Here is a 13,576-nt window from a genome sequence, read left to right on the forward strand (position 1 = left end):
GAATACACTAGCGCTTACTGGAAGATTTCAGCATTGCTTAGTTACAGAAATTTGTACTATTCGTTATTATCACTACTTTACAATTCATTATTTTTATTTTGTCATTTCTGGATTAATAAAATTCATTAAACTTAATAATCTTTCTCTCCGTCACTTAATCAAATCAGCACTATTATTGGTAAAGAAAGTATTATTTGGATTAAAGCGCTGATATTAACTTGTATGGCAAAATAAATATTAAATATATTTTGCAATAATAGGGTTTTGTTTGTTCATCACGCTAATCCTTTAACAAGTAAGAAGAGAAAATATGAATAACACATTTACTACGCAGGCTGGCAACTTTGTCAGTGCCGTGCAAACAGGGGTTGACCCGCGCACCGGTCAGTTTCAGGTCAATTTTCCCCTCGCCCAACTTACCGCTAATCGACTCCTTGGCCCCGAGTTATCCTTGTCATTAAATTATTCAACTTTAACTCATGATAATTGGGGATTTGGTGAGGGATTCTCTTTAGGCTTAACCCAGTATGATAGTACCAGTAATCTGTTGTCACTTAGCAGCGGAGAAAAATATCGGCTGGCTCGGGGCAGTGATGTCATTCGTCATCAGAAACTAAAACACCTTCGCTTTACTTTTACCAATGGTTGTGATGATAGCCAGGGTTACCAGCTGGCCTGGAAGGATGGAAAGGTCGAGTATTTAACGTTAGTCAGTCACGGTTTTTTTACCGTCAGCCGAATTGTTTCCCCTTTGGGCCATGCGGTGAATTTAAACTGGGATTTTGGCGGTCAGATCCCGATATTAAGGACTATCAGTGATGATTATGGTGAATTATGCAGCATTGATTATCGCGATAACGGCGCGACAGTGACCGTTTGGCCGCAGACGACGGCGCGCTATCAGCTGGATTTTGTGCTCACCAATAGTCGCTGGTTAGATAATGTGATGCGCCGCAGTCAGGATGCATCCCCTTTAAACTGGCAGATGCATTACAGTCAGGTCGGTAGGGGGCAAGACACGCGGTTATTGTCTGTGGTAGATTACCCGACCGGCATGCGTGATGAGGTGATTTATCAGGATGAGGGGCTGCGTTTTCCGGCTGCCTCGGGTCAAAACAATTATTTACCGGTAGTGTTAAAGCATCGCCACCTGCCAGGCGGTGGGCAAGCAGAAAGTGAAACCGAATATCGTTATAGTAGCCAAAACTTCCTGGGTTTTAATGGTAACTTTGGTGACTGGGCGGCAGACAGTGACTATATGTATACCACTTTAACGGATTATCGTTACGACTCAACCGCGACCACCTACAGTGAACAGGGTAAGGTGGTGGTCAAGCGAACGTACAATAACTACCATTTGCAAATTGAAGAGGAAGTTCAACGCGATGGCGTCATTCAACGCAGCGAGACTGAATATTATGCCACACCCGGGGTGTTTATTGAGGGTCAGCCAGCACAGTTTTTATTACCGCGAAAAACCACGCAATATTACATTGATAACGCCGGTGCGTCACGGCAAGACGTCACCATCACCGAATTTGATGAATATGGTAATCCAAGCCGGCAGGTGGCGCCAGACGGCACGGTGACCGAGACGGTTTATTATCCGGCTGGCGGGGAAGGTAGCGCGTGCCCGGCCGAGCCAAATGGTTTTGTGCGCTTTATTAAACAAAAAGTGGTCACCCCCAGACGCAGTGATTATCCCGATACACCGATGATGAAAACGCAGTATAGCTATAAAGTATTGGGTGATACTCGCGGTGTTGTGCAGGCCACTGTTGTGCAATATAGCGACCAGCAGTTACTGCTGATGAAGGAAACGGATTATCAACCCAGCGGCAACGAACGGGGGCGGATCACGGCGATAACGGAAACGCGCTATCAGGACGGCCAGGCTTATCGCAGTCGGCAACAATTTAGTAACCAGTTGTCTGGTGACCAGTTGGTGCAGACAATCTCCTTTACTGGCCATGATAGATTAACCAGCAGCGCGCAGCGGGTGCAACAGGTGGATAACGGTCAACTGTTACAGGAAACGGATGTGCAGGGCATTATCACGGCATACCGTTATGATGATTTGGGCCGCATCGTCAGTAAAACCCATGCGGTAAGCAGCGGCTATGAAAGTACCACCCGTTAGTCGTATCGTCTGGAGGCAAACGGCCCGGTCACTATCGAAACGGATGTCAAAGGTGTGCAGGTGAAAATCTGCTTTGATGGCACTGGCCGCCAGATAGGTCAATACCGTTATGAGTCGGGACAGTGGCATGAGATAACCACTCAACGTTATAACGCCTTAGGGGAGGAGCAGCAAGGCAGTGGTCGGGATTGGTTATTGGCTAATAATGGTCAATCGCCACAGGCTTCGAGTTTAAAAATAGCGTGTGAGATGGATTATGATGGCTGGGGCTTACAACGGGCGTCGCGTTTTTCCGATGGTTATGAGCAACATCAGGAAAACAATCCGGTTGAATTAAATCAAACGACGTATAGCACCGGAGGAGGGTTACGCAGTGGTAAATACTGGTCACAGCAGGAGCGGCAAAGCCAGTTACTGCAACAGGAGATTTGGTATGATAATCATGGCACGGTGCAGGCCAGTAAACAGTATCGTTGGGATGGATTAGGCCGGTTACGCCACGAGACAGATGCGCTTAATCAGGTTACGCAGCGCAGTTACGATGTCTATGGGCGGGTATCATCGCAAACGCTACCCGATGGTACGATTTTAAGCCGGACGTATGTGCCACATTTAGCGGGTGAGCAAATTGCCAGCATCAGTGTGAGCGGTTTAGATGGTCAAGGTCAATGGCGCCAGTGGCAATTAGGTGAGCAGCAGTTTGACAGTCTGGGTCGGATAACGTGTCGGAAAAGTGGTGGGCGGGTGACGCAATATCAATATGATGGTGTGTCGCCGTTGCCCAGTCGGATTATCAGACCGTCAGGTGAGTCAGTCAGTTATGATTATCTGCCGGCGTTAGGCAATGCGGTCAGAAAAATCACCGCACCGGGTATAGAGCAAACCTTTCGTTATGACAACCAGACCGGCGCGATGCTATCGGCACAGGTGAATGGTCAGACCATCAATTACCAACGACGGGCGGATGGTGAAGTGATAGCGGAGGCGTTCCAACAGGCGGGTCAGGCGCGCACGGCCAACTATCAACGCAGTTTATTAAGTTTATTGACCGGGGTGACGGATGTTAGCGGTCAACAAACGCGTTATCAATATGATGAACACGGTCGTCTGATAAAGATAGCGGATAGTACACTGCAAACCGCGTTGGATTACGATGGTTTAAATCGGCTGGTACAACAAACCACACGTAGTGCCCGTGGTAATAATCAAGTGACGACCCGGTTAAGTTATGATGATTTGGGGCGAGATATAAGCCGGCAGATAGAGACGGCATCAGGCGAAGTGCTGACGATAAGCCAAAGCTGGCTGGCCAATGGCTTACTGGCGTCACGGCAGATGAGGCAAAACCAGCAATTATTACAGCAAGCGCAGTATCGTTATGATAACCGTAACCGGTTGATAGATTACCAGCTAAACGGCAGTGAATTGCCACAAGATGGCTATGGTCAGTCGATGAAGGGACAAGGTTACCAGTATGATGCGCTGAATAACCTGCTAAAAGTCACTACGACCTTAGCGGATGGTAGTCGCAATGAAAGCCACTATTTTTATACTAACCGTGAAGACCCGACCCAGTTAACCGGTCTGACACATAGCCATCCGGCCTATCCGGCCCAGATAACACTGGATTATGACAGCGAAGGTCGGTTGATAAAAGATGAGGCCGGCCGGCAGTTGCGTTATAACGCCTTGGGGCAACTGGTGCAAATCAGTGGTCAGCAAGGTCACAGCCAATATGATTATGATGCTCTTAATCGGTTAATCAGCCAACAGCTCAATGATGAGCCAACGTGTGCTTTATATTATCAGGGGCAAGAGCTGGTTAATGAAGTGACGAGTCAGCAGGAGCGGCGCTTTATCAAGAGTGGGCATCAATGTTTAGGGGTTAGTGATGGTCGCGGCGTGACACTAACGGCAACCGATAGTCACGCCAGTGTGTTGTGGTCACAAGGTGGCGAGCATCCGGTGGGGAAACGGCACCATTGGTCGGCGTATGGCAGTGGTGAGTCAAGTGAAGGGTTATTGGGCTTTAATGGTGAACGACGTGACCCTTACAATGGCGTTTATCATTTAGGTAATGGTTATCGCGCTTACAGCCCGGTTCTGATGCGCTTTACCTGCCCGGATGATTTAAGCCCATTTGGTGCCGGCGGTATCAACGCTTATGCTTACTGTGCTGGCGACCCGATAAATCACACTGACCCGTCAGGCCATATCAGCTGGCAGGGAATTTTTGGCATCATCATGGGTATTGTCGGGGTGGCGGTAACGGTAATGACGGCGGGTGCAGCGCTGCCAGGTGTGATTGCCGGTGAGACTGCGATAACGGCCAGTACGGCAACCAGTATAGCGATAGGTGGCATTGGGTTAGTGGCTGATGCGACCGCGATTGCCAGTGGGCACTGGAGGACAGTCATCCCGAAGCCTCCTCCACCTTAGGTTGGGTCTCTTTTGCCACCGGTTTGATAGGTGCGGGTATTGGTATCGGGCAGGGGTTCTGGCGCGCAATGAAAAATAGGGGGAGTTATAATGTAAGTTCTGTTGCGATGAGAAATAAGAAAGGCGGTGTAATCGGTCGTATGGCAAGTTCTTCCCGAAATGCTCATGGGGTTCCTGAAGGAGCTATAGAGCTTGGTGATAATTACCATCTGTTTATAGATCCTAAAAAATATCATGAACGATTATTGGTAACTGCACATGGAGAACAAAGTTTAGTGCCTAAATATTTCGATTTACCAAAAGGAACGTCTCTTAGCTATTATGTAGAAGACGGTTTTAAGCTGGTTGATCCAGGACTAAGTCGAGTGGCAGCGGAAACAGTGATCCCAAACGAAATCCATTTCGGTGGCAGTATGGGGAGAAATTACAACATAGCAAGATATGCAGCAGATTCAGATGAACTAGCTCGATCTATAGTGAAAGCATATAATGTTGATGTGCTAACTATACGTAGCAATATAAAATCAGAGCTATATCCCGCTGATTTAAGAAATTTATTTCAAGTTTTAAAGAAGAACAATATTACTTACAAAAGGGTTGATGCAATTATATGTCGTGCTCCATGGCTGCCATTTAAGAATATAGAAGGAAAGCATGCACTATCAAAATTATAAAAAAATAAATTAAAGGGTGCCATTGTAAAAATAAGGTTGCTAATAATTTCCATAATGATTTAATCAATGGTGTCCAACATAAATATTTTTACAGTCCATTACAATACCAGCGACATCATCCTTTGGGCGGTACGCTGGTATTGTATATAGTGCATCAGTTAGCGCAAACTTCGAGAGATACTGTCCGAACGTGGTGTAAATGTTGATCACACTACCCTTATTTAATATTAACTAAATAATAAATAAATTATTACTGTCTCGCTAACAAAAATAAAATGTCACTTTTTTTTATTAATTTATAAAATTAATAATAATTATTATCCTTAATTTGATTAAAATAATTCTTTTTAAATAAAATTAATCTGATTTTATATTGACGAATAATTTTATTAATGCAAACCTCGAGCTTCAGTAGCAATGAAAGTAAATAATTAAAAGGAGGGTAATTATAACTAACGTTTATTAAATTAATTTTAGTTTAGTGAAATTAAAATTAATTTTATCAATTTAATAAAAAACCAGGGAAACATGAATATCGATATTAACAACAATATTTGATTACTGCAGCATTTGTAAAAAATATCTCAATTCCAATTAATAAAATTAAGAGAGGTAAATAATGCCTTCCGTATCGACAAGTAGATGGGATGTTGTCAATGTCACTGAATATGTCACACACTTTTATTTATAACGATGCCGGTCAGCTTAATCAAGAACAACTTATACTACCCAACCAGCGGCAAAAAACAAATTATTACCGCTACTCTCTAGCCAATCAGTTAATTTCTTATAGCAGTGCTGATAATGAGACCACTGTCTATAGTTATGATGCCAATGGCAAACTAAATAGCATTATTGATCGAGGGATAAGGGTTAACCTAAATTATGACAAATTAGGCCGCTATATCGGTCAGTTTGCCCATTATGAAGTAGGCGGAAATAGTGTTGAAACCAAACTCAGTTTGGGTGAATTTGGACGGGAATTTAAACGGGAAGTTATTGAAAATAATAAAACAAAAATAACGACGTTTGAAATTGAACAAGATATTCCTGCTAATAATAAAATTGCCAATAAAAAATTATATCTGAATAAACGTTTACTGCGTGAAGAAAACTATTTTTATGATCTATTTAGCCGAGTAACGGATTATAAATGTTTCGGCGATATTCAACCTGAAACGCCAGAGGGAAAAAAAATACAACAGCAAAATTATCATTGGGATGCGTTTGGTAATTTAACACGCTGCGTCACCACAGCAGACAATACCAATCAAACAGTAGAATATAAATATCTAAATAGTAGTGATCCCTGCCAGTTAACCGATATTAAATATCTCGATAAACAGCAATCCATATCATTGCAGTATGACGACAATGGCAGAATGACAGTTGATGAAGTTCGACGTTCCCTGAATTATGATGTTATGGGACGGCTCCAAACCGTTAGCAAAAATCAAAATACCACATTTTATGGTTATGATGGTTTAAATAGGCTATTAATGAAACAATCTAATGATGGTTTCAGAGAGTTTTATTATCTGTCAGATATATTAACCAATGAGTTTTATTCAGACGGGCAAATAAGATATAACACCCTAGATAAAGCCTGTTTAGGATTTCGCCAGGAATTTCATGATAAGAATAAACCAGTACAATCTACTGCAACGGCTACCGATACTATGGGCAGCGTATTCGCTCTATTTGACAATGGTCAAGAAACAACTATTAAATCATACAGTCCTTGGGGGGATGGTGCTGGACAGGGAAGTGTAGGACCCCAATTTAATGGTGAACACTGTGATGAGGCCAGTGGCAGCTACCTACTGGGAAATGGTTATCGCGCTTATAGTAGCCAGCTAATGCGCTTCACTGCGCCCGATAGCTGGAGTCCATTTGGTGAGGGGGGATTAATGCCTATGCATATTGTAATGGTGATCCGATCAATTTGAGTGATCCAAATGGCCATATCAGTGGTTGGGGATGGGCGAGTATTATTGTCGGTGGCATCGGTCTTCTGCTGGCACCACTTACATTTGGCTTATCACTGAAATTTGGTGTCGGTGTGGCTTTAGCATTAACGGCTTTGGAAGCAGCCAGTGGGGCAACTGCCATTATTTCTGGTGCTTTGGAAGAAAAAAATCCACAAGCATCAGAGCAGTATGGCTGGGCTTCATTAGGGTTAGGTGCCCCTTCTGCAGTAATGGGAATATTTTCATTAGGCAAAGGTGCCGCAAAAGGTATCAGTGCGTTAAAAAGTGCGCCAATCAAATTGGGTGGCAAAATGAGGGAACTGGATCTGCTAATCGATGGTTTATATACCTTTGAAGACACCTATAAAAAAGGTATCCGTTTTAATATTGTCGCACATGGGGAACCGGTTGGTAATGGTTCACAACTGGTTATCAAAACGGCAGGCGGCTTCCGCAATATGGATGTTGATGAATTAGTTAGTATTCTAAAGTCTGAACGTTATAATTTTGATAATTATAGTAATATTAGAACATTAGCCTGCTATTCAGGGGTAGGCGAAGAAAATTCTTTTGGTTACAGGCTTGGTCAACAGATGAAAAAGGATGTAAAAAGTTATATTGGACCGATGACCGGTAATTTTACTCCAGAAGGGGTGTCTGATATTTTTAAAGATGCGGAAAGAATAAAATCTTATGATGCAATGCAGAAAATATATAAAGAAAAGTTTTCCTTTACGGTTCATAAAGAAAATCCATATAGCATCTTTCTTAATCCAATAGATTATCTTTCATGGAAATATGAACCGATCAAATTTGTATATAAAAAATGATCAAAAATATTAACAGGCTATTATAACAAAATGTTATTTCAAAATAATATTACTGGTTAACTGCAACCCATTTGGTTCTGTTGAATCATCACAGAACCAAAATGGAATCAGGTGGGCAATATTTATTATTAGCTATGCTATATTTATTATTGCATAAAAAGGGTGAAATATTGCTAAAACTTATTTGACTAGATGAAATGATCTGTTCTATTTATCAGCTGGATTTAAGTAGCATTACTATTAGGCAGTATCAATTTAATTGATATAAGAAATTGTACGTTCATATAATTAATAAAAAATTGAAATATGAAAATAAATTTTATTATTTTAGCTAGTTGATTTACTTTGTTGTTGAATTAAAGTAAATAAGAATAATTCTGCTCATGAATATTATTACTAATATCACGATATTGAATTCCGCTATTAATAATAGGCCATTATCTATGGGTAATCTAAAATTTCCTTCTTTAACTAAATGTATTAATTTGTTTTTTGTAGCAATTCTTTGATTGTCATTTCAATAGCATGTTTGATTGCCGGATTGCCTTGTATTAGTATGGTACCGTTCTTATATAAATAGATGCTTACTCCCTGCGGTAGTAGATAACAAAAGCAATATCCTTTTGAAATTAATTCTATTTCACCTAAACCACATTTCGTTAAAAAATTAGTAAAAATATCAAAGCTATATGGGTATTTTAACATTATTTTTACCTCCTAATAGAATAATCTAATTTACAAAATAAATTATCATCTTTAAGCAATATTATGATAATAAAATGTTAATTTTATGTATTAACTGAATAATATTTGTTTTTGGCTAGCTAGATGGTTAGGAAATTGAATGTTAATTATTTCTTTTTTTCTGACCTTAATTGCTGATACGGATGACCGATCTCTAGTTTCACCATCAAGTAGTCGCCTGGCTTTTCGTCAACCAGAGGTTTTTTTATACAATAAATTGAATTTAGTTAGATCTTCCCTACGCGGTTTTCCGTAACCCTCGCGCCTTTTTGACTATCTTACGGCGCATTTCCAGTAATACTTCTGCTCTGATACCCACCTGTACGCTGTTAAAAATCATCCGGCTCCCACATAATATGCATTGATACGGATCCACATTCGTAAAGTGTTTCATCAGCGACGCAAAGCCCGGTTTATGCGGTTTTTTCTTCACCTGCATACCCAGTGCCGCATAGACTTTCGGCAGCAAAATACCCCGTTTCCGGTTGGCCAGAAAGCCGTAATACCGCACCATCTTAAAATGCTGTGACGGGATATGGCTGATGTAGCGCAACAACATTGCTTCCTGGCTCAGATATTGGGTGCGGTGCTTTCCCGTCCGGTGATCATAGTAATGATGGACAACAGTGCCTCCGTTATAATGACGCAGTTTTGAGGCTGCAACCGGCGGGCGTTTCAGGTAACGGCCAAGATAATTGACATTTTGTCGGGCATGTTTGGTTTTTTTCGCAAAGTGAATTTTCCAGCGCCGCTGGTACTGTGATTCCAGAAACTGACACCATTCCCGGTAGTCGCGGATATGCACATAGCCGGCAGCAGGTAAATTCAGCCCGCCGTAATTCTCTCGAAGTAACGCGATGACAGCCCGGCGCCAGTACCGCTCTACTACTTTCTTTTTGAAGAAAACCGGTCGCCAGACGTCGTGTTTGCGGCATAATCCGCCGCGGGTCACCGATAAATGGATATGCGGGTGTTGGTTAAGCTGACGCCCGTAAGTATGTAGGGCGACAAACAACCCGATTTCGATATTGAGTTTTTCTGCCCATTTCAGCAGGGTTCGAGCGGCACAGGCAAACAACTGATTCAGTAATGGCCAGTTGTGATTAAATGCCGGCCAGAGTTTATCGGGCATAGTGAAAGTGATGTGCTGCCATTCGCAGTCTGGCAAAATGTGTTGCTGCTCGGCTATCCACTGTTCGGTGGCTTTCATCCCGCAGGCGCTGCAGCCTTTGCTTTTGCAGCTCTGACAGAAATATTTGGTGTGCGGGCAGTCAGGGGAGTCGCAGCAATAACGACGGATACCCATAGCACCGGTGCCACAGGCGAGCATCCGTTCGACGACCAGTTTAGTCCATTCGGGAACGGAAGAGCCGTATTTCATGAGTAACCGGTTCCAGCCGTCATCTATCTGGAAGAGAAGTTTTGCGGGTCGGGGAATATACATACACCGGATTATAACGGGAGGCGGTTACTAAGGACAGCCATTTACTTACAGCGTCTTAGCTCCCGACGCAGGCGGGCTACTGTCCATCTAATTGATAAACTATTAATTAGCTGAACTAGATTATTGTTTATCTAATTCTAACATTATTGTTATTAATTTTATAAGGATCTACTCTAATTAGCTTTTTTTGTTGCATATCGATATTAACTGATAGCGAGAATTTCAATATATGGTATAGATGATTTTATATTATTTAATAAGATAAAAATTATAAACGGTGATAAAAATAGATGTTTATCACCGTTAATGTTGTATTATTAATTTACGTTATTATATTTTGGTAAACAATAAAATTAAGCAATGGTTATTTTTTTATTTAAATAAACATCTTGCACGGCATTGATAAGAGCTATACCTTCTTTCATCGATTTTTTAAACGCTTTTCTACCGAGAATTAATCCCATACCACCAGCACGTTTATTGATCACTGCAGTACGAACTGACTCTTTTAAGTCATTTGAACCAGCAGCACCGCCTGAATTAATTAATCCAGCACGACCCATATAGCAATTTGCTAATTGATATCTAACTAAATCAATCGGATGATCGGTTGTTAATTGGCTATATACCCGCTCATCGGTATAACCAAAACCAACAGCCTTGTAGCCACCATTATTTTCAGCCATTTTTTGTTTAATAATGTCAGCACCAATCGTTGCCGCCAAATGGTTTGCTTGGCCAGTAAGATCGGCACTAGTATGATAATCAGTTTTTCCTTTCTGAAAAGCTGAATTGCGTAAATATGCCCATAGTACTGTCACCATACCCAGTTCGTGGGCACGTTCAAAGGCAGCGGCAATTTCTTCAATCTGACGGCGGGACTCCAATGAACCATAATAAATGGTAGCTCCAACTGCTACCGCTCCCATTTCAAAAGCTTGCTCAACACTGGCATAAAGCGTCTGATCATATTGAGTTGGATAGCTAAGTGTTTCATTGTGATTCATTTTTACTAAAAAGGGTATTTTGTGTGCATAACGACGTGAAACTGCGGCTAAAACGCCGTAGGTGGAGGCGACACAGTTACAGCCGGCTTCAATAGCCAATTCGACAATATTTTTAGGATCGAAATAAAGTGGATTAGCAGCGAATGAGGCAGCCGCCGAATGTTCTACGCCTTGATCTACTGGAAGAATTGAAAGGTAGCCACTACCTGCGAGTCTGCCGTGATCAAATAGGGTTTGCATCGAGCGTAAAACTGGGTTTGGACGGTTATTATCTATCATAACGCGATCAATAAAATCGGTGCCGGGTAGGTATAATTTTTCTTGGGCGATGGTTTGGCAGCGATGCTGTAATAGATTGTCAGCTTCCGCGCCTAGCAGTGTCTCGATATCGGTCATAATTTACTCCCGTTTATTGACGTTGTAATTGATTGTTATCCATTATAGTGTGAAAAACAAGCTCGATTGCTTTAGTTAAGTGAGATGGATCGCTTCAGTTTAATGTTAGTTTTAGCGTTGGTTATTAAAGTGATGGATACTATTTTATTAACTATTTATGGTTATTTATTAACAATAGTTGCTGATAAGAAGAGTGGAATTTTATCGGCCACAAAAAGAAAAAGCTAACTCAAGGGAGATTGAGTTAGCAAAGAAGGTGGTTCCTAGTCTTACTATTAATTTTTAGTTCTACATTTTTCACTAACTATCTTATGATAATGAATATCATATTGCTGTGATCTAATACATAAAAATGGAATTTTTCCTTAAATTATGTATTGTTATTATCCCTATTTTTAAGGTTACTAAAATTGCTTATAACTAAAGCAAACATATTACTGTTTACTTTAGTTTTTGAACTTACTTTATTGTTTGAATCTGTTGTTTGTTATGAGGGTTTCTGGTCGTTGTGCCAGCCAAATTGCGAATTAATAGCACAAACTGCAGATCAACATCCTCAGGGATCGGGAGATAAACTTTATAGCCATTACCTGGTGCAACTTGAATAGGTAGGTTTTTTTTATCAAATAAGTCAGTTAAGGTAAATTGAATATTCCCTGCTGGTGTCATTAACTCTAAATTATCACCCAGACAGAATTTATTTTTCACGTCCACTTCTGCCAGCCCATCTTTGCGTTGGCCGGTGAATTCACCAACAAATTGCTGGCTATCCGAAACAGAATAACCATATTCATAGGTTTGGTACGCATCATGGTTATGCCGACATAAAAAACCTTCGGTATAACCTCGGTGAGCTAAGCCTTCTAGTGTGGTTAGTAATGAGGGATCGAAAGGTTTACCCGCAACGGTATCGTCAATCGCCCGACGATAAACCTGAGCAGTTCGAGCACAATAGTAGAAGGATTTGGTACGACCTTCAATTTTTAAAGAATGGACACCAATTTGAGTTAAGCGTTCAACATGTTCGATTGCCCGTAGATCTTTCGAATTCATAATATAGGTGCCATGCTCATCTTCAAAAGCGGTCATATATTCACCAGGACGTTTGCTTTCTTCAATTAAAAAAACTTTGTCGGTAGGCTGTCCATTACCTAATGTCGGCTGAATATTTTTTATCTTAATCGGTTGATGATGATGAACAATATTACCGATTGCGTCTTCTTTTCCTTCTTGTACTTTATATTCCCAACGGCAAGCGTTGGTACAGGTGCCTTGATTGGGATCGCGCTTATTAATATAACCAGATAGTAAGCAACGACCAGAATAGGCCATGCAAAGTGCACCGTGAACAAAAATTTCCAATTCAATATCAGGTACCTGTTGACGAATTTCGGCAATTTCCTCAATAGAGAGCTCACGAGACAAAATAATTCTGCTTAATCCCATTTGTTGCCAAAATTTTACTGTTGCCCAGTTAACAGCGTTTGCCTGGACAGAAAGATGGATCTCCATTGCTGGAAATGTTTCTCTCACTAGCAAAATTAGGCCAGGATCGGACATAATTAAGGCATCTGGTTGCATTTTGATGACCGGAGTAAGATCACGAATAAAGGTTTTTAATTTAGCATTATGTGGTGCAATATTAACCACCACGTAGAAACGTTTTCCCATTTCATGGGCTTCTTTAATGCCTTTAGCTAAATTTTCATGATTAAATTCGTTATTACGAACACGTAGGCTGTAGCGCGGCTGTCCGGCATAAACAGCGTCCGCGCCATAGGCAAAAGCATAACGCATGTTCTTCAGGGAACCTGCGGGAGAAAGTAATTCTGGCGTAAACATATAATTTCTCAATCTGATAACAAGTCAGTACTTATTCTTAATCGGATAAGTTTTAAGTAGCTAATTCTAACGCCTTATGTGATGAAATCC

Annotated in this window: 9 protein-coding genes and 1 pseudogene; 6 read left to right on the forward strand and 4 right to left on the reverse strand. The window is 41.3% G+C overall.

From position 1 onward, the window contains the following. The first annotated feature begins 310 nt into the window (after positions 1-310). The 6 genes and pseudogenes from AACL31_RS11855 to AACL31_RS11880 all read left to right on the forward strand — a co-directional run bounded on the left by AACL31_RS11855 (position 311) and on the right by AACL31_RS11880 (position 8,053). The gene (locus AACL31_RS11855) at positions 311-2,140 is read left to right on the forward strand and encodes an RHS repeat domain-containing protein (RefSeq protein WP_339053189.1); all 1,830 of its coding nucleotides are present in this window, start codon (positions 311-313) and stop codon (positions 2,138-2,140) included. Between the two features lie 60 nt (positions 2,141-2,200). Further along, positions 2,201-4,579, forward strand: a complete 2,379-nt coding sequence (locus AACL31_RS11860) for an RHS repeat-associated core domain-containing protein (RefSeq protein WP_339053191.1) — start codon at positions 2,201-2,203, stop codon at positions 4,577-4,579. A gap of 68 nt (positions 4,580-4,647) precedes the next feature. Next, complete coding sequence (locus AACL31_RS11865; RefSeq protein ID WP_339053192.1) at positions 4,648-5,253, forward strand: putative adhesin; 606 nt, start codon at positions 4,648-4,650, stop codon at positions 5,251-5,253. 66 nt (positions 5,254-5,319) lie between these two features. Beyond that, positions 5,320-5,472, forward strand: a pseudogene (locus AACL31_RS11870) (IS6 family transposase); the annotation flags it as partial. Between the two features lie 437 nt (positions 5,473-5,909). Continuing rightward, the gene (locus AACL31_RS11875; protein WP_339053193.1) at positions 5,910-7,202 is read left to right on the forward strand and encodes an RHS repeat-associated core domain-containing protein; all 1,293 of its coding nucleotides are present in this window, start codon (positions 5,910-5,912) and stop codon (positions 7,200-7,202) included. Further along, complete coding sequence (locus AACL31_RS11880) at positions 7,199-8,053, forward strand: hypothetical protein (RefSeq protein WP_339053194.1); 855 nt, start codon at positions 7,199-7,201, stop codon at positions 8,051-8,053. Before AACL31_RS11875 ends, AACL31_RS11880 begins: the two co-directional genes overlap by 4 nt. A 480-nt stretch (positions 8,054-8,533) precedes the next feature. Here the strand turns inward: AACL31_RS11880 and AACL31_RS11885 are convergent, their stop codons facing one another. The 4 genes from AACL31_RS11885 to yegQ form a co-directional block, all read right to left on the reverse strand. Beyond that, positions 8,534-8,758 carry a hypothetical protein gene (locus AACL31_RS11885; RefSeq protein WP_339053195.1) on the reverse strand — a complete coding sequence of 75 codons (225 nt, stop codon included), beginning with the start codon at positions 8,756-8,758 and terminating at the stop codon, positions 8,534-8,536. A 277-nt stretch (positions 8,759-9,035) separates the two neighbouring features. Then, on the reverse strand, positions 9,036-10,241 hold the full coding sequence (locus AACL31_RS11890; RefSeq protein WP_310513469.1) for an IS91 family transposase: 1,206 nt from the start codon (positions 10,239-10,241) through the stop codon (positions 9,036-9,038). A gap of 353 nt (positions 10,242-10,594) precedes the next feature. Then, a complete protein-coding gene (gene fbaB, locus AACL31_RS11895) occupies positions 10,595-11,644 on the reverse strand; it encodes a class I fructose-bisphosphate aldolase (RefSeq protein WP_310512837.1) in 1,050 nt (349 codons plus the stop codon). A gap of 459 nt (positions 11,645-12,103) precedes the next feature. Next, a complete protein-coding gene (gene yegQ / locus AACL31_RS11900; protein WP_310512838.1) occupies positions 12,104-13,486 on the reverse strand; it encodes a tRNA 5-hydroxyuridine modification protein YegQ in 1,383 nt (460 codons plus the stop codon). Positions 13,487-13,576: the final 90 nt, after the last annotated feature.

This window comes from Arsenophonus endosymbiont of Crataerina pallida (assembly GCF_964020125.1).
GTDB classification, from domain to species: Bacteria; Pseudomonadota; Gammaproteobacteria; order Enterobacterales; family Enterobacteriaceae; genus Arsenophonus; species Arsenophonus nilaparvatae.